Annotated in this window: 18 protein-coding genes; 4 read left to right on the forward strand and 14 right to left on the reverse strand. The window is 45.6% G+C overall.

The window, feature by feature from the left end; translation table 11 throughout:
• Positions 1–32 precede the first annotated feature (32 nt).
• Entirely contained in the window at positions 33–1466 is a 1434-nt protein-coding gene (locus NZD81_RS18210; RefSeq protein WP_069148912.1) for a YfcC family protein, read from the reverse strand.
• Positions 1467–1615: 149 nt separating this feature from the next.
• Between NZD81_RS18210 and NZD81_RS18215 the strand changes: the two genes are divergently transcribed.
• On the forward strand, positions 1616–2767 hold the full coding sequence (locus NZD81_RS18215; protein ID WP_282373944.1) for a M20 peptidase aminoacylase family protein: 1152 nt from the start codon (positions 1616–1618) through the stop codon (positions 2765–2767).
• Positions 2768–2804: 37 nt separating this feature from the next.
• Here NZD81_RS18215 and opuAC read toward each other — a convergent pair whose 3' ends face one another.
• From opuAC to opuAA, 3 genes are read right to left on the reverse strand one after another with little or no spacing between them, the layout of a single operon-like run.
• A complete protein-coding gene (gene opuAC / locus NZD81_RS18220; RefSeq protein WP_069839796.1) occupies positions 2805–3686 on the reverse strand; it encodes a glycine/proline betaine ABC transporter substrate-binding protein OpuAC in 882 nt (293 codons plus the stop codon).
• Complete coding sequence (opuAB, locus tag NZD81_RS18225) at positions 3686–4534, reverse strand: glycine/proline betaine ABC transporter permease subunit OpuAB (protein WP_014662685.1); 849 nt, start codon at positions 4532–4534, stop codon at positions 3686–3688. Before opuAB ends, opuAC begins: the two co-directional genes overlap by 1 nt.
• 1 nt (position 4535) lies before the next feature.
• Positions 4536–5792: a glycine/proline betaine ABC transporter ATP-binding protein OpuAA gene (gene opuAA / locus NZD81_RS18230; protein ID WP_014662684.1), complete on the reverse strand. Its 1257-nt coding sequence runs from the start codon at positions 5790–5792 to the stop codon at positions 4536–4538.
• 289 nt (positions 5793–6081) lie between these two features.
• Here opuAA and NZD81_RS18235 point away from each other — a divergent pair, with 289 nt between their 5' ends.
• Positions 6082–6384, forward strand: a complete 303-nt coding sequence (locus NZD81_RS18235; protein ID WP_282373943.1) for an ArsR/SmtB family transcription factor — start codon at positions 6082–6084, stop codon at positions 6382–6384.
• A gap of 68 nt (positions 6385–6452) precedes the next feature.
• Positions 6453–7625, forward strand: coding sequence for an MFS transporter (locus tag NZD81_RS18240; protein WP_282373942.1), 1173 nt, complete (start codon positions 6453–6455; stop codon positions 7623–7625).
• Positions 7626–7655: 30 nt separating this feature from the next.
• On the opposite strand, the gene niaP is transcribed toward NZD81_RS18240, so the two are convergent.
• From niaP to NZD81_RS18275, 7 genes are all read right to left on the reverse strand, one after another.
• Complete coding sequence (gene niaP / locus NZD81_RS18245) at positions 7656–8858, reverse strand: niacin permease NiaP (protein ID WP_069148909.1); 1203 nt, start codon at positions 8856–8858, stop codon at positions 7656–7658.
• A gap of 121 nt (positions 8859–8979) precedes the next feature.
• The gene (locus NZD81_RS18250) at positions 8980–10071 is read right to left on the reverse strand and encodes a toxic anion resistance protein (protein WP_014662680.1); all 1092 of its coding nucleotides are present in this window, start codon (positions 10069–10071) and stop codon (positions 8980–8982) included.
• Between the two features lie 15 nt (positions 10072–10086).
• The gene (locus NZD81_RS18255) at positions 10087–11700 is read right to left on the reverse strand and encodes a YceG family protein (protein ID WP_014662679.1); all 1614 of its coding nucleotides are present in this window, start codon (positions 11698–11700) and stop codon (positions 10087–10089) included.
• Between the two features lie 83 nt (positions 11701–11783).
• Positions 11784–12557: a TerC family protein gene (locus tag NZD81_RS18260; protein ID WP_014662678.1), complete on the reverse strand. Its 774-nt coding sequence runs from the start codon at positions 12555–12557 to the stop codon at positions 11784–11786.
• Positions 12558–12608: 51 nt separating this feature from the next.
• The gene (locus NZD81_RS18265; protein WP_003241242.1) at positions 12609–13187 is read right to left on the reverse strand and encodes a TerD family protein; all 579 of its coding nucleotides are present in this window, start codon (positions 13185–13187) and stop codon (positions 12609–12611) included.
• A gap of 34 nt (positions 13188–13221) precedes the next feature.
• Entirely contained in the window at positions 13222–13803 is a 582-nt protein-coding gene (locus NZD81_RS18270; protein ID WP_014475718.1) for a TerD family protein, read from the reverse strand.
• Positions 13804–13824: 21 nt separating this feature from the next.
• The gene (locus tag NZD81_RS18275; RefSeq protein ID WP_014662676.1) at positions 13825–14424 is read right to left on the reverse strand and encodes a TerD family protein; all 600 of its coding nucleotides are present in this window, start codon (positions 14422–14424) and stop codon (positions 13825–13827) included.
• A gap of 283 nt (positions 14425–14707) precedes the next feature.
• Here NZD81_RS18275 and NZD81_RS18280 point away from each other — a divergent pair, with 283 nt between their 5' ends.
• Positions 14708–15703 carry an LLM class flavin-dependent oxidoreductase gene (locus NZD81_RS18280; protein ID WP_014662675.1) on the forward strand — a complete coding sequence of 332 codons (996 nt, stop codon included), beginning with the start codon at positions 14708–14710 and terminating at the stop codon, positions 15701–15703.
• Between the two features lie 37 nt (positions 15704–15740).
• Here the strand turns inward: NZD81_RS18280 and znuB are convergent, their stop codons facing one another.
• From znuB to NZD81_RS18295, 3 genes are read right to left on the reverse strand one after another with little or no spacing between them, the layout of a single operon-like run.
• The gene (znuB, locus tag NZD81_RS18285; RefSeq protein WP_134976057.1) at positions 15741–16583 is read right to left on the reverse strand and encodes a zinc ABC transporter permease ZnuB; all 843 of its coding nucleotides are present in this window, start codon (positions 16581–16583) and stop codon (positions 15741–15743) included.
• Complete coding sequence (gene znuC, locus NZD81_RS18290) at positions 16541–17236, reverse strand: zinc ABC transporter ATP-binding protein ZnuC (RefSeq protein WP_014475714.1); 696 nt, start codon at positions 17234–17236, stop codon at positions 16541–16543. Before znuC ends, znuB begins: the two co-directional genes overlap by 43 nt.
• Positions 17237–17291: 55 nt before the next feature.
• Positions 17292–18251 carry a metal ABC transporter substrate-binding protein gene (locus NZD81_RS18295; RefSeq protein ID WP_014662673.1) on the reverse strand — a complete coding sequence of 320 codons (960 nt, stop codon included), beginning with the start codon at positions 18249–18251 and terminating at the stop codon, positions 17292–17294.
• Positions 18252–18363 lie beyond the last annotated feature (112 nt).

Raw genomic sequence — 18363 nt, forward strand, 5'->3', positions numbered from 1 at the left:
AGCCCGCCGTACAAGCCGGCGGGCAGCAATTGTTAAAACGGCCCCCAATTGATCATGACGCCGATCACAATAAAAACAAGCCCGATCAAGAACCAAATCAGAGCAAGCGGCACCATAAACCGCAGCCACTTGACGTACGGAATGCCGCTGGCAGCAAGTACCGCCATGAGAACACCGGATGTTGGATTGACACAGTTGACGACCCCTTCTCCAAGCATAACCGCCTCCACCGCAACCTGTCTCGTGATTCCCATCAAATCAGCGAGCGGCGCCAGGATTGGAATAAATACAACGGCTTCGCCAGATCCTGAGGAGATGAGAAAATGAAGCAGCGCACTGGCGATATACATGCCGATTGCCCCGGCAATCGGACTGAAACCGTCCAACAGTGAAGCCAAAGCATTGACGACTGTATCGAGTAACTTTCCATTTTCAAGGATGACGGAAATGCTTCGTGCCATCCCGACAATCAGCGCCCCGTATACAAGGCTTTGACAGCCCGTAATGAAGGTTTTGGCAATATCGTTCGCCGCAAGTCCGCCTATTAAACCGGCCAGGACAGAAATAAAAATAAATGTCGCAGCCATTTGGGAATCCGACCAGCCAAGCTTCAAAGCGCCGTATAAAAAGCCGACCAGCGAGAGTCCCGCCACGGCCAAAATCAGCTTATGGCGAACAGTAAATGACACTGACTGATCTTCTTCTTTACCGGCTTCGCCCATTCCTGCTCCAGGGAACCAATCTGTTCCTAACACACTGGCATCTTTTGATTTTTTTAATTTTCTCGTATACAAATAGATATAAATAATAGAAGACAGCAAAAAGCAAATGTATATCACAACTCGCAGGCCGATTCCTGAAAAAAGAGGGAGCTCCGCAATTGATTGTGATAAACCGAGCGGGGACGGTGATAGTATAGTGGAGTTAAATCCAGCGTAGCAGCCGATGTAAATGACAGCGGCTCCCGCGACGGCGTCCCATTTTAAGGATCGTGCCACAATGAGGCCGATGGGGATAAAACCGATAACTGAATTCACGACAATCCCGGTTGTTCCGAGAATAGAGAACAACGCGCCGACAATACAAATAAATAATAATTGCTTGGTGCGGAATTTGCTGATGACATTATAAATCAGGCCATTGATGGCACCCGTTTTTTCTAAAATGGCAATGGTGCCGCCTGTGAATAAAATCAGAAAGATGATTGGTGCTGATCCGACCATTCCATCCTGTAGGGAAGTAAAAAAACCGATCAGGCTGACCGGTGACTGTTCAATGGAATGATAGCTTCCCGGAACAGCAGTCGTGACATCCCCCTTTGTCACGCGGTCAAATTCACCTGCCGGCACAATATATGAAGCGATTGCGCAAATGAAAGCAATGATAAATAAGAGGACATAGGCGTCAGGCATTTTAAATGTCATTCGTTTTTTCTTAGGCTGTGTTTCGGCTGCTGGCATACTCATATTTCGATCCATCCTCTCTATTTGAAAATATTAATTATTCTGAAAAGTCTCAATATGTGCTATATTATATACAGCCTATCTTCCTGTTTCAATATAAATAAAGTAAAGAAGGTAAAAATTCATTCTGATAGAAGGAGGTATTTCTTACCATGCAAAAGCTTTCAGAAGACATGAAACAAACCATTATGGACATCTTCGAGCATCTGCACGCAAACCCTGAAGTCAGCTGGAAGGAATATGAGACGACTGCATTTCTCAAACAAAAGCTTGAGGAGTTAGGATGCCGGACGCGCACGTTTTCAGACTGCACCGGGGTTGTCGGCGAAATCGGCTCAGGCTCACCTGTTGTAGCGGTACGCGCTGATATTGACGCGCTTTGGCAGGAGCTTAACGGCACATTTCGCGCCAACCATTCCTGCGGACACGATGCACATATGACAATGGCATTGGGCACATTAATGCTGCTGAGAAAACAACCTGAGCTTCCGAAGGGCACAATCCGTTTTATCTTTCAGCCGGCAGAAGAAAAAGGCGGCGGTGCCTTGAAAATAATAGAAGAAGGCGTGCTTGATGATGCCGACTATTTGTACGGTGTTCACGTCCGCCCAATTCAGGAAACACAAAACGGCCGCTGCGCCCCGTCTATTCTGCACGGATCAAGCCAGCACATTGAGGGAACGATTATCGGAGAGGAAGCCCACGGCGCCCGCCCGCACCTCGGAAAAAACAGCATTGAAATTGCGGCATTTCTTGTACATAAGCTCGGGCTCATCCATATTGACCCGCAAATCCCGCATACCGTCAAAATGACAAAGCTTCAAGCCGGCGGAGAAAGCTCTAACATCATTCCGGGAAAAGCATCGTTCAGCCTTGATTTGCGCGCACAGACCAATGAAGCCATGGAGGCGTTAATTGCCGAAACAGAAAGAGCCTGTGAAGCGGCCGCCGCCGCATTCGGCGCAAAGATCGACCTGCAAAAAGAACACAGCCTTCCTGCAGCGACACAAAACAAAGAAGCTGAAGCGATCATGGCAGAAGCCATTACGGAAATCATCGGGGCTGAGCAGCTTGATGATCCGCTTGTCACCACCGGCGGCGAGGATTTCCATTTTTACGCCGTGAAAGTGCCGAACCTCAAAACAACAATGCTTGGTCTCGGCTGCGGACTCCAGCCAGGACTCCATCATCCGCACATGACCTTTGACAGAAATGCAATGTTCAACGGCATTCACATTTTGGCGAACGCCGTGCTCAAAACATTTCAGAAAGCGGAATCGCTTGCTGCCGCTAACGCTTCTTAACGCAAAAAAAGCAGCCTGGCTACAGGCTGCTTTTTGGTTACTTCTTCAAATCTTCAATTGAGTTAACGTTTTTCATATATTGAGGAACAACAAGACCCATTTTCACGCCCGTCATACTGGTGCCAATATCGTCATATTTGCCTTTATATTTGGCGGCGTATGCTTTATGGGTATTCGGCAGCCATGCGGAAAGGGATGCATCCGCGCTTCCCGTCGCGATTGCAGTCCACATCGGACCGGCCTCTACCTGAGTAAGCGTCACCTCATAGCCCAAGTCTTCTAAGACTTTGCCGATCACGTTTGTACTTGCAATTTCACTGTCCCACGCCACATAGGCAAGGTTGATTTTGTCCCCCTTGACCTTTTGAACGCCTTTTGTCCACTCCGCAATCTGATCTTTGTGATTCTTCACATACTCAGCTGCGACTTTGGCAGGTTTCTCGCCTTCTTCCACTTTGATCATCACTTCGCCCATATCGTCTTGCGTCCATTTAAACTGGCTCAGAAGCTTTGCGGCATTCGGCTGCTCTTTGCTGAAGCCTTTGCGTGTGATCGTATGGATTTCCTCCGCGCTGCCATAAGATTGTTTCGGATCATCGAGATATTTCAGCTTATATCTGGAGAACATCCAGTGCGGTGTCCATCCTGTAATGATAATCGGTTTCTTACGGTCGTATGACTTTTTAAGTGTTGCGGTCATCGCGGCACTTGACGCTGAAATCAATGTCCAGTCATTCAGGTCATAATCCTTCATCGCTTTGTCAGTCAGGGACATAATCCCTGAACCGGGGTCAATCCCGATGATGGTCTTATTCACCTGTTCTGCTGCGGTTGCATTTTCATCGTGTTGTGAACCGCAAGCCGCAAGTGAGAGCGCCAGCATGGCGGAAACGCCAATGCCGATGATTTTTTTAAGCATCAGGCATTCCCCCTGCTTTTCTTCTTCACTTTAATATTTTGAGTAATACGGTCCAGGGTAATGGCAACGATAACGATGGCGATACCCGCCTCTACTCCGACCCCGGTTTTCAGCTGTGTAACGGCGCTGTATACTTCAGAACCAAGTCCCGGCGCACCGACCATTGCGGCGATAACAACCATTGATAAAGCAAGCATGATGCTTTGGTTGATTCCGGCCAGGATGGTTTTTGTCGCAAGCGGAAGCTGAACTTTAAACAAACGCTGAGCTGTTGTAGAACCGAACGCCTCAGTCGCCTCAATCAGATCCGCCGGCACTTGTTTAATACCGAGAACGGTCATGCGGATTGTCGGAGGCATCGCGAAAATAACTGATGCAACAACACCCGGCACAACACCAATGTTAAAGAAGAAAATCGCCGGCAATAGATATACGAAAGCAGGCATTGTCTGCATTAAATCAAGAATTGGCGTTACAATACGGCGTACCATTTCTTTCTGGGACGCCCAAATTCCGATCGGAACCCCGACCACAATCGAAATAATCACAGATGTCAAAACAAGCGCCAATGTCTGCAGCATTGGGTCCCAATATCCTAAATAATCGATCAGGAGGAATCCAATCAATGTAAATAACGCAATTCCTCTTGTACTGATCCACCACGCAAGTGCGGCGAAAATAATCGTTAACAAAATAGATGGGATAAATCCAAGTCCGCTGACAATTCCATTTACAAAAGCGGCAAGTCCGTTTGCGATTCCGTCGAAGAATCCGCCAAACGTCATTGTAATCCAGTCAACAAAACGGTCAATGATATCTGCTAAAGGTATTCTAGGCAGTCTATCCATCTTACTTCACCTCCTGTGCAGAAGGATCTTGTGTTTGTTCGCCAGTGCCTTCAGCATTGATATACTCGTTATTGCCGGCAAGCGCGCCAATCAGTGCGCCTTTTACGACAATCCCTTTCATTCTTTGCTTCTCATCTACAACCGCAATTGGAATATTCGCGTCAGAAACAACGTCAAAAATCTCTGTCAAATACGTATCCTCTGGTACAGTCGTAAATTCTGTATTCAAGATATTTTGAAGTGACAAATCAGATTCAGCCGCTTTTTTCGCATCAGACGCATAGATAACACCTAACAATTTCTTTTGTTTATCCACTGCGTAAATTGAAGAAATTCCAAGGTTTTTCATCAATGTCAATGCCACGCGAGGCCCTTTATCAATCCGCACTGTTTCAGCGCGTTTCATAATATGGCCTGCTGTGAGGACTTTAGATAAATCAACATCCTCGACGAATTTCTCAACATATTCGTTAGATGGATTCATCAGGATTTCTTCAGGCGTGCCGATTTGAACGATGTTGCCGTCCTTCATCAGAACAATTCTGTCGCCGATCCGCAATGCTTCGTCCAGGTCGTGCGTAATAAAGATAATCGTTTTTCCGACATTATCGTGAAGATCAAGAAGTTCATCCTGCATATCTTTACGAATCAGTGGATCGAGCGCACTGAACGCTTCATCCATCAGAAGAATGTCCGGATCATTTGTCAACGCGCGGGCAAGGCCGACACGCTGCTGCATCCCGCCGGAAAGCTGGTCAGGATATTGGTGTTCAAATCCTTCAAGTCCGACGAGCTTTAAGGACTCAAGCGCTTTTTGCTGGCGCTCCTGTTTGTCTACACCTTGAAGCTCCAGTCCGTATTCTGTATTTTCAAGTATCGTTCTGTGCGGGAACAGAGCGAATTTTTGGAAGACCATGCTGATTTTTTTCCGGCGGACTTCCCGGAGCTGGTCTTTAGACATATTTGTTATCATGTCACCATCAATGTAAATATTTCCGGCAGTCGGTTCAATAAGCCGGTTTAACATCCGTACTAAAGTTGATTTACCGCTCCCTGATAGACCCATGATGACAAATATCTCACCATCATATACTTCAAAATCTGCCTGATTAACCCCAACGGTTGAACCGGTTGCTTTCAGGATCTCTTTTTTTGTCTTTCCATTGGCAAGCATTTGAACTGCCTTCTTTGTTTGTTTCCCAAAAATCTTGGAGACTTTCTCGACTTTTATCTTAATTGGTTTCTCATCTACACTCATATTTTCCCTCCATATTAAGCAATCCTAATAACCGTAACATTTATGTAACTTCCTACACAAACAGCATATTCTCTTTTATTCTGTACCATTTCTTTATAAACATCCATGTGACCACATGATCTTATTTATGCTTCTAAATACTCTGTAATCCTCCTATATAATTGTATTTTACGGGTGATTTTTCTCCTATCTATAGGTGAAAACGCTTTTATTGGAATTGAATTCCTCCTGCCTATTATGACTTCCTGCTCCTTTACTGGAAAAATAAGTTGCTTTCCCAGCATCAATTATGTATTATAGTTCCATGACTATGAAACAATCAGATGATCAAATCAGAGCGCAAATTTTTAAAGCACTGTCTGATGAATCAAGGCTTGCTATTATTCGTACGCTTTATGTCAGCGGAAAAGAACTCAGCTGCGGTGAAGTAGGTGAAAAGTGCAATATTGTGAAAACCACGGCATCTTATCATTTTAAAACGCTGCGTGAAGCGGGATTGACGGCAACCCGAAAAGATTCGCGGACAAAATATGTCAGTCTCCGTGAAGACACATTTCAAACATACCTGCCTGGCTTTTTGGAAACCCTCTAACAAAGGGTTTTCTCTATACATATTTGTTTCATAGTTTCAAAGTTATAAAACTATAGGAGTGATAAAATTTGAATCGTATTTGGCTTTTCTTCAGTGTCATGTTTGTCATTGGCACAGATACCTTTTTGCTTTCCCCGCTTCTCCCGCTTTTACAGGAGCAGTTTCATGTCTCTACTGATTTGTCAGGCTGGATGGTCAGTGCTTATGCACTCGGTTATGCGCTCTTCGCTTTCATTGCGGGCCCAATCTCAGACTGTTTGAACAGGAAAACAGTCATGCTGTGGGGGCTTGCGGGCTTTATCGTATCCACGTTTTTATGCGGCATCGCTCCCTCTTTTGCCGCCATGTGCCTGTTCCGTTTTGCCGCAGGCGTTAGCGCTGCGTTTGTGACGCCTCAAATTTGGGCGTCCATCCCAATTATTGTTAAGCCTTCTCAGATCATAAAAAGCATGGGTATTGCGACAGCAGGATTGGCCGCTTCACAAATGCTCGGACTGCCGATCGGAGGGTTTTTCGCTTCCTTTACATGGCATACGCCATTTTTCGCTTTGTCAGCGTGCTCGATTATTCTTCTATTGATTCTGGCGGTGGTTATGCCTGATATCCGCCCTTCTGAACCATTGGCGCGCCCATCAATAATCAACCCATATCGGGAGCTGTTTTCACTGCCGAAAACATCGGTCATTCTGCTTGCCTATTTTCTCTTTCAAACCGGAAACTTCGCTTCATTCAGCTTTCTAGGCACTTGGCTTGCTGCGGATTATCATTTAACCGTGTCACAAATTGGGGCAGCTATGCTTGTTCTCGGACTGGGAAATATGCTCGGAAGCCTTATCGGCAGCCGGATTTCAGCAAAGCTGGGCATGTTTAAGACATTGATCGGCGGGATGCTGCTGATGGGCGTTCTCTATTTCGCTCTTCCTTTCTTTCCTAACTTATTTTTAGTCGAAACGAGCTTTTTTCTCACGTTCTTTACAGCTGGCATTATCTTTCCGTTAATGATGGGTGTCTCTCAATCCATTTCACCAAACGCGCGAGGAACCATCGCTTCCCTTTCCAATGCCGCTATGTATGCAGGAACCACTGTCGGCACAGGTATTGCAGGTTTTTTATATCAAAGCACACAGCATTTCGGAGCTGTCACAGGATTTACTGCCATTCTGTTCATACTTTCTATGGCGCTCTACCAGACAATCAATAAAACCGGGAAACGCCAATCCGCAGCCCGGGTGCAAATGTAAAAAAAGCACCTCTTTCAAGAGGTGCTTTTCCTATTCCAGCTCAGTTTGTTTCGTCTCTTTCCCCATAATCAAAATACAAGCAACCGCGAGTAAGATGGCAATGCAAAAGATTGAAAAGATAACCGAAAACGAAATATGACGGGCTGCGAGCGTTCCAACGAGCAAAGGTCCGAAGATGCCGCCGATTCTTCCAAACGCCGCTGTCGTTCCTGAACCTGTTGCGCGAATCGCAGTCGGATATTGCTCCGGGGTATACGCATACAGCACGCCCCACGCACCGAGATTGAAAAACGATAACAGCATTCCAGCCGTAAGCAGAAGGCCTAAAGAATCAGCCGTTCCAAAGAAATAGGCGCTTCCTGCTGTACCAATCAGGTAAATGATGAGTATCCACTTCCGGCCCGCTTTTTCAATCAGCCATGCGGCAGAGAAATAGCCCGGTAGCTGAGCAAGCGTCATCAGCAGGACATATTCAAAGCTTTGAATCATGCTGAAGCCTTTCAGCAGCATGACACTCGGGAGCCATAGGAACATGCCGTAATAAGAAAACACCACACAGAACCAAACGATCGACAGCATTACGGTCGGCCGTATATACTGTCTTGCCCAGACGCTTTTTACATTCTCCCACACAGATTTCTTTTTGGCAGAAAGCGATTCATATTTTGGTGAATCAGGCAGACTCGTCCGCAGGTATAACGCATAAAAAGCAGTCAGTGCGGTTAACAGCAGGGCAGCCTGCCAGCCGAAGCTTGGTATCACAAAGTAAGAAATCAAGGCCGCTGCGAGCCAGCCCACAGCCCAAAAGCTCTCCAGAAGCACAATCACTCTGCCCCGCTTTTCAGGCACAACCGCTTCCGAAACGAGTGTCGAAGCGACTGGAAGCTCTCCGCCAAGTCCCATGCCGATCACAAAACGAAGGATTAGAAATGCCGATAAGCTCGTCACAAAAGCTGAAATGCCGCTTCCGATGGAAAAGCATAGAAGGGTGATAATAAATACTTTTTTTCGGCCGATTCGATCAGCCAGCAGACCAAACAAAAACGCTCCCGCAGCCATGCCGATGGAATTGACGCTTCCGATCCATTTCATTTCCTCGGGCGACAGATTCCACTCTACATGGAGCGCGGCGATAATAAACGATAATATTCCGACATCCATTGCATCAAACAGCCACCCCAAACCGGCGACGCCCAGCAGTTTACGCTGGGATATAGGCTGTTGTTTTCCCATTGCCAACACCTCTGATATGCAAAATGATTACCGTTTAAGTTTACACCTGTCTTTACACATTGTCATTAACTAAATGATGTAAATGAAAAACCCCGCTTATGTTCCACAAGCGGGGTTCTGATTATTGCTGCAATGCTGCTTTTTTAATATTATCCTGAAGCTGGGCAATTCGTCTCGCGCCGTCTTCGCGGAGGCGTTTGTTTTCTTCTTCGATTTGTTTTGTTTCCTGCATGCCGCTGACAATCGTGTTCCAAGACGATTCGATCGTTTCAATATCTATGCTCGGTCTGCCGGCCATTCTCGCAATTTCAACACTTTGGCTCGAGATGTTTTCAGCATTTCGTTTTAGCATCTCGTTTGTCCGGCGGTCAAGCTCGCTCATAGAATCAGCCACAAGCTTTTGCCGTTTCACCGTAACAGCCTGAATAATGCCGTTTTTGAAAATCGGAATGGTAATGATAAACGCGGAGTTGATTTTCCCGATCAGCTTTGCGTTTCCGCGCTGCAGGAGACGGATTTGTGGTGCGGTTTGAAGCGCCACCATCCGTGCCATGTCAAGATCATACACCCGTTCCTCAAGCGCCTGAATGCCGTTGCGCAGTGTATCGAGCTGCATTTGCGCCAGCTGGTTTCCGCTTGCCGCTTTTTCCTCATATGAAGGAAGGATCGACTGCATCTCTTCCAGTTTCATCTGCCCGGCAACGACGTATTTTTCAAGCTCCATATAGTATTTGATATTGTTTTCATACATTTCATCGAGCGTGTAGTTCGTCTTCGTCATCTCATCTTTGTATTTCGAAATCTCAACGTTGATTTTTTCAATCTCTCCGCCAAGTGTCTGATACTTTTTAAAGATTTTTTCAATCATGCTGCCGCCGCGTTTGAAAATTTTCGCCATTAATCCCTTAGGCTCATCAAAATCATTTTTGTCGAAGCGGTCCATGATTTTTCCAAGCTGGGTCAGCATTGTGCCAGAGTCTGTCACACTTGTTGTTTTCATCATCCCCAAGATGCGGTCAGAGAACTTGGAAATTTCAACGGCCGGCTCCTTGCCGTACTCAAGCAGCTCCATTTGGTTTTTGACGTCAATTTGTTGAGCAAGCCGCTTTACCTCTGGTTCCTGACGGAGCTGAAGACGGATATCGTCAGCTTTTTGCTGGGAAATCTCTTCATTTTTATCGAGAACAAGCGGATTTTGATTTTCTGTTGTCATGCTTTTCTTCTCTCCTTATTTTTGGGTAATGTTTCTGAAGAGCCTTTTCACAAGCGAAGGCTCTTTGTAGTCCTGCTGGAACACCATGTCGTCCAGCCAGTGGATATCATACTGATCCTCTTCAATAAACTGCTCAATATCTTGGTGTCCGGGCGGATTATAAATGATGATATCGATTCCGATTTCATTCAGGAACAGCAGGGCGGCAGCATCCGAACGCGTGAGTCCGCCGCTCATTTCCGTATGATATAAAACGAGTTTCGGAACGGTTTGCGCATAGTCAAACATTTGAATTAATTTCAGCAGATTAGCAGGCAGGTTTGTCGTTTGTTTAAACAAATAGATTTGAACATCCTTGACTTGTTCCTGATGCAAAGCCTTAAGCCGAGGATGCCTGCACATTCTCGAAATCGTTTTGGCAATGGCGGTCTGAACGCCCGCCGGCAGCTGTTTGTACTGCCACACATTGCTTGCCATCAGCTTGTCCGGATCAATATTCCCTTCTTGATCAAGTGCGTGGCTGTAGTGAAATTGATAGTTCGACTTTATTTCTTCTGTAAATGGAAAGCTTCTGACCATTTCTGTTTCCTGATAATCCGCTAGAGTATGAAGCCTGTTCCAATATTCCTTATTGTCTTTCGACACGCCCATAATTTTGGCGAATACATTCGGAATTTCAATGGAGTGTTTATCTGCTTTGAAATTCGGCCGAATAAAGGCGCGTTCTTTCGTGATTAAAAACAGTTCATCATAGGTCGTTTTCAGCGTAACGGACACCGGTGTGTGATCTCTGAACTGCCATGGCTTGTACAGCATGGACTCCTCGTGATTCAGCACATGTTCAATTTCTTTTGTTGAGCGGTAAGCCACTGTTGATTTACGGTCTGGTTTTTCTTTCGGAAACGGCTGAAGCTCCGAGACATCCGGGAGCTTTTCCGTAAAACTGAGCTCCTGCTTTGGATCAACAAGCGCCAGCTGATCGGTACCCGCCGGATGGAACAGCAGAACATCACAGCCAACCAGCATCAGATAATATAAGAAATAGAGCTGGCTTTTCGTCGCATCTCCATACCAAACAACCTTTGGCATCTCACGCTCTATATCGGTTTTTTCCAGCCACGGATTCAGGTGATTTAAAGAAAACTTCGAGACATCAAGCAGCACTCTGCGAAAATCAGGATGATTCAGCCCCTTCTCATGACTGTCCGCAAAGGTATGTAAAAGCGTCATCAGCGCTTTTCTTAAATGGCGGTGCATCAAGGGGTTTGAGTGCTTCGCAATCAGCTTTTCCCCGTCCAGAAAGGCAACAAAGCGGCTGACTGACAGCCCTTTTTCTTTCTGATTGATGGAATGAATATGCTGAAGCTTTTGAAATGTTTCCGGTTCGATTGTTTTATCAAGCGTTTCACTCAAAATAGTCATGCGGTCATTTACAGACAGCTCATACAGCTCGTTATAGTAGTCTGTCTCATCAATAGGCGTGCCTAATATCTGTCCGGCAAGGCGGGAAAACGAAAGGCCCTGTGCTGTTTCATAGTGATCCCGCTCCGGCAATGGCTGAAACAGCAGGCTTTTCCAATCCCCATCAGCCGGAAGTGCTTTATGAATGATTACTTCTTCTTGTCTCATCATATCCTCCTTTCCGGTTTGTCATTGAACGATATTTCGGTAACAAAAAAGGAAGGACATTGAACCTCCCTCCTTGTTTTGTTTTATTCTTCTTTTGAAGCGGCTGTTTGTTCACGCACCTGCTTTTGTTTGTTGATGTAGTGAATGATCAATGTTACCGCAAATGCAGCGATAATGATGATGAAGAATACAGAGTGCGGCATTTCGTAATGGAAAGCGCTCCCCGCCATTTTGAGCGCGATAATGCCGATCAACACGAATGCTGTGTTTTCCAGCTCAGGAATTTTATCAATCAGCACAAGGAACACTTTTGCCACTGTACGCATCATTAAAATACCAAGCATACCGCCGATCAGAAGCACCCATACTTTTTCAGATACCGCAAACGCGGCCAGGATGCTGTCCACAGAGAAGGCAAGATCCATTAATTCTACTGAAACGACAGTCGCCCAGAAGATCCCGAACGTGCGGACCATCCAAGAGTTTTTCTTCATGCCGTCCGCTTCTTCTTCTTTTTCGCCTATCCAGAAGTGCTTAATGACGAGCCAAGCCAGGTAAAGCGCGCCAAGCACCTTGATCCACCAGAATTTAATGAGGAGCATACCGAGCCCGATGAAAATAAACCTGAAAATATAAGCTCCAAACAAACCATACGTTAACGCTTTTTTACGCTGTTTTTCCGGCAGGTGTTTGACCATGACCGCAAGAACAAGCGCGTTATCGGCCGATAAAAGGCCTTCCAGAACAACAAGGGAACCGATCAGACCCCAGGAAACAGGATCAGTCAGAACTTCCCCCCACATTTTCCAATCGAAAAATGAAGCATACGTAGACATGATATGATGTAAAAAGTCCAAGTTTTTTCCTCCTATTAATTTGAAACGGTGACTTCTCTATTTGTCACTCGCTTACACTTGCAAACCGTAATTCCGGCACAATGCAGCCAGCCCGCCGGAAAATCCGCTGCCGATCGCATTGAATTTCCACTCGCCGCCGTGTCTGTAAAGCTCACAAACGACAACAGCTGTTTCAATGGAGAAGTCTTCTCCCAAATCGAAGCGAAGAAGCTCATTCTGCGTTTCTTCATCCACAACGCGGACAAATGCATTGGAAACTTGTCCAAAGTTTTGGCTGCGTGCTTCAGCGTCGTGAATGGTCACTGTGATGCCGATTTTCTCAATGTGAGCAGGGATTTTTGAGAAATCAACGATAATCTGCTCATCATCTCCGTCGCCCTCACCCGTGCGGTTGTCACCCGTATGGATGACACCGCCGCTCGGATGTTCAAGGTTATTATAGAAGACGAAATCGAGATCATTTACGCAGTTATCATGCGCATCAACTAAAAAGGCCGAAGCATCCAGGTCAAAATCGTGTCCGCCGGAGTACTTGTTTGTATCCCAGCCTAAGCCGATCACCGCTTTAGTCAGTCCCGGATTTGTTTTTGTTAAATCAATGCGCTGTCCTTTTGATAATTGAATGGCCATACTGCCTCTCTCCTTTCTGCTCTTCGTATTTGTCTTAACCGACTTGCAAACCGTAGTCTGTTGCAATGCGGGCAAGGCCGCCTTGGTAGCCTGAGCCGATTGCTGAGAATTTCCACTCGCCGTTATGTCTGTAAAGCTCCCCTGCAATGATTGCCGTTTCAATAGAGAAATCTTCTGCAAGATCGTAACGGATGAGCTCTTCATTTGTTTCTTCATTTACGATGCGGACAAACGCGTTTGATACTTGTCCAAAGTTTTGGCTGCGCGCTTCTGCTTCGTGAATGGTAATAACAAATGAGATTTTATCAATGTTTGCCGGTACAGCGCTGAGATTTACTTTTACATTCTCATCGTCGCCTTCGCCAGCACCAGTCAGGTTGTCGCCTGAATGAACGACTGAACCGTTGCCGCCTTCAAGTTGGTTATAGAAAATAAAGTCGTTTGGTGACGCGCATTTGCCTGCAGCGTCTAACAGAAACACACTTGAGTCAAGATCAAAGTCGTGTCCGCCGTCATACTTGTTCGTATCCCAGCCTAAACCGACAACAACCTTTGAAAGACCCGGATTTGTTTTTGTTAAATCTACTTTTTGTCCTTTTGCCAATGAAATTGTCATGTTTCATCCACTCCTTTTCTTTTATACGTATCGGCTGATAATATCTTCTAATCTCGTATCGTTCGTGCCTTCACCAATCGCCGCAAACTTCCACTCACTGCCGCTGCGGTAGATTTCTGCTGTAATCAGGCTTGTTCTGCCGGCATAATTGTCTCTCAAATTGTATTTGAGCATTTCCTCGTGATTAGATTGATCCACTACGCGGATAAACGCATTTTGAATCATGCCGAAATCTTGTTTTCTTCTGACACAATCGTAAATGTTCACTACAAATACAAGCTTATCGATGTTTCCAGGCACTTTATCTAAATCTATCATAATTTGCTCGTCATCGCCCGCACCGTCACCCGTCAGGTTGTCGCCTGTATGCTGTACACCGCCGCAGCGGCTTTTCAGGTTGCCGAAATAAATCAGATTTTTCTTTTCGGTGAATTTTCCGTTTTCCAACATCAGCACTGAAGCGTCACAGTCGATATTCGGACCGCCTCCGCCAAGCAGTTTGCTGAAGAATCCTCCGCCTGAGGACACTGGGTCCCAGCCGAGACCGACCATCAATTTTGACAGACCGGCTTTTCCTTTTGTTAAATCAATTCGTTGACCTTTTTCTAAAGAAATTGCCACACGATTCACTCCTACTCATCAAAATGTGAAGATAGTCACATTTATTTTTACGCTCACAAGGAAAATAAGCCGTAAATTACTAATATATACGTTTGTTATTATATCAAAGTTTCGTAAAAGTTAAGAATAATTGACGAAAAACCTCGAAAAAAAACTTCCATATTTGATATATGATTTGCAAATGCTATAAAATGCACTTCTTAAACAAACCATTTGACGTGAGCGAGTCATTTTGCCTATTCTTGTGTCACATTGTAAAAACAGACAGAAAGGAAGCGGCCATTTGATTCATGTAAGCATACTTGATCAGGCACCTGTTTCTAAAGGAGAAAGCCCTGTGACAACTCTTCAGCATTCGGTTGAGCTTGCTCAATTAAGCGAACAGTGGGGCTATAAGCGTTATTGGTTTGCCGAGCACCACAGCACGAAAGGACTGGCAAGCACAGCGCCTGAAATCATGATCGCCCGCATCGCAGCACAGACAAACACGATTCGTGTCGGATCAGGCGGCGTGCTCCTGCCCCAATACAGTCCGTTTAAAGTGGCTGAAACCTTTCGACAGCTTGAGGCCCTGTACCCAAACCGGATTGATCTCGGCGTCGGCCGTTCCCCCGGAGGCACGACAAAAACCCGGCTTGCGCTAACAGACGGGGTGAAAAGAAGCTTAACCGAATTTAACAGACAGCTGCAGGATGTCTCTTATTTTCTCACAGATTCCCTTCCTCCCGACCATCCGTATGCCGGAATCAAAGCGGCGCCCCTGATTGATACTGCACCAGAGCTATGGGTGCTCGGTCTTGGCGAAAACAGTGCAAGACGTGCAGCGCACCAGGGGATTGGATATGTATTTGGGCATTTCATTAATCCAGAACGAGGAGAAAATGCGTTCCGCATCTACCGAGAAAGCTTTCGGCCCTCAGCCCATTTCTCAAATCCGGCCGCCCTTTTTACGATTTTTGTCATTTGCGCAAAATCAGATGAAGAGGCAGAGGAACTCGCATTAAGCCAGGATTTATGGCTTCTTCACGTCGGAAAAGGCTTGGACAGCCGCGTGCCGAGCATCGAGGAAGCGAAAGCGCATCCCTACACTGAGTCCGATAAAAAACTCATTGCAGAAAACAGAAAGCGGATGGTAGTCGGTTCTCCAAGCACTGTCAAACAGCAGCTGTTAGACCTCACAGACCGCTATGAAACAAATGAAATCATGGCTCTGTGCAATGTGTTTGATTTTGAGGCGAAAAAAGAATCTTATGAGCGCCTTGCCGGATTGTTTCTATAAAAAAAGCAGTTTTCCCTAGGGAAAACTGCTTTTCATGTTATCGGCTTCTTTTTTTGCGCTGAGCTTCTTTTTTGATAAACATCCAAACTCCCTGAACTGCAAATCCGAGCAAAAGCAGAACGATCAATAGCAGGGTAATAGATGGCCCTGGCGGCGTCCCGAGCTGATAGGATGATGTCAGTCCCGCAAATACGCTGAATAACGAAATGAGTATGGCTGTAATGAAGACCAGGTTAAAGCCTTTTGCAATTCTAATGGCGAATGCTGCCGGCAATACGAGCAGGGCTGATACAAGAAGGACCCCGATGATCGGTATAATGACTGAAATCGCAAGGCCTGTGACAATACTGAATGACAACGAGAGAACGTTTGTATTGATTCCCGATGTTTTGGCTGTTGCTTCATCAAACGTCAGAAGGTAGAGCGGTCTTCTCAATACGATAAAGTAAAGCAAGATCAGCAGTGTGATAATACCGATAATATAGACCTGCTGCTGGTTGACTGTCACAAGCGATCCAAATAGGTATTGATCGATGCTCATATTGGCTGTGCCTTTGGAAAGGCTGATTAAAAACATCGCGAAGGACAAACCAGCTGCCATTAAGATGGCAATGGACACTTCTGAATAAGTCCGATACGCCCGCCGCATGTATTCAATTCCGATCGCGCCGATGGTCACGACGACTATGCTCGCTGCGGTAATATTGGTGCTGAGAAAAAAGCCGATGGCCACACCTGACAACGAGATATGTGAAAGTGTGTCAGCCATTAAGGCCTGTCTTCTGAGAACGAGATACACTCCCAGTATCGGAGCCATGATGGCAATCATGCCGCCTGCTAGAAAAGCTCGTCGCATGAATTCCAAGTCAAACATTTCCATCCGCCTTTTTCTCCTCTCTCTAACCGAATCACTTTATCTAAAAATTGCTGTACTTCGTTTTGTTCGTGAGTAACCATCACAACTGTGCGGTTGTGATTTTTCACGAGGTGATGCATAAATTCGTAAAATCCTTTTCTGCTGTCGTAGTCAACTGCAGTTGTCGGTTCGTCCAGCATCAGGAGATCCGGGTTGCTGGCGAGCATTCTGGCGATACAGATTTTCTGCTTCTGTCCGCCTGATAAATCACCGATTTTGCGATGGCGGAGCTCCCACATTTCCACCATTTTCAGTGCTTTTTCTACTTCAAGATGATCTTCTTCATTTAAACGTTTAAACCATTTCCCTTTTGTGTATCGGCCTGACTGAACAAGCTCCAGCACCGTGCTCGGAAAGCCGGCGTTAAATGAAGAAATTTGCTGCGGGACGTACCCAATGGTCAGGCGTTTCCCTTCTGTGTTTCTTTTACTGATCGTCACTGTGCCTTCCCACGGTTTCAGCATGCCGAGCATTACTTTTATGAGCGTCGATTTAGAGGCGCCGTTTGGTCCAGTGATGCCGACGAACTCACCGCTTTCAATATCAAGTGATACTTTATCTAAAACAGGCGTATGGGAATAGCCGAAAACGATATCTTTCAATGAGACGAGATTCATGTTAATCTTCCTTTCTCACAAAGAAATAGTGTGCACCCCTTCGGCGCACACTATCTTATGATTTAACCAATAGTGAATCTTTCAGGGCATCGAGGTTTTGTTTCATAATGTCGATATACCCTAAACCTTTATCCTGTTCTTCTTTGCTTAAGCCTTCCAGTGTATTCAGCACTTCTGTCTTCGCGCCGATTTCACTGGCGAGCGTATCTGCGACCTTTGAGGATGCAATTTCTTCAAAGTAAATGACTTTTACATTATGTTCTTTGGCATATGTTTTCAGCTTTGCCAAGCTGGCTGCGCTCGGTTCTTGGTCAGGAGAAAGCCCTGCAATCGGAACCTGCGTCAGGCCATATTCTTTTGCGAGATAGCCAAAAGCAGTATGCTGCGTGATAAATTCTTTTTTCTCCGCTTTTTTTGCGGTTGTACGATATAGTTTATCAAGATCCTGCAGTTTTGCAATATATTCTTTACTATTTTTCTCATAGTATTCTTTGTTATCCGGGTCTTGCTTTACGATTTGCGCCGTAATATTTTTAACTTCCTTTTGCGCCAGAACAGGGCTTAGCCATACGTGAGGGTCCATTGCATGACTGTGCTCATGCTCCCCATGATCGTGGTCTTCGTGTTCATCTTCAGAGCCTTCCATTAAATCAATGCCTTTGCTTGCGTTAACGAAAGCGGCGTGGCCTTGGCCCATGCTTTTTTCAGCTGACGGAACCCATGTCTCCATGTATTCACTATTATAAACGAACAGATCAGCATCCTGAATATTGGCAATGTCTTTCGGCGTCGGTTCCCAATCATGCGGTTCAACGGAAGATGGGATTAACAGATCCACATCGCCTTTGTCTTTTACAATTTGTTTTGTGAATTCATACATCGGATAAAACGTTGTGACAACGTGCAGTTTATCACCCTTTGAATCCGCCGACCCTTTTGTTGATGAGTTGCCGCATGCTGCAACCAATAAAAAGCACGCTGCAATCACAAACAAACCGCTCCATTTTTTAAACATATCGTATATCCCCTCTTTTTCAGTAGCTTTAAATCAAAATGATAACGATTTTGTAATCCTATATCATAATAAACCGAAGTCATTACGTTTTGCAAGAATAAATTTCATTTTC

Origin of the sequence: Bacillus sp. B.PNR1 (genome assembly GCF_030386235.1) — a bacterium.
GTDB classification, from domain to species: domain Bacteria; phylum Bacillota; class Bacilli; order Bacillales; family Bacillaceae; genus Bacillus; species Bacillus stercoris.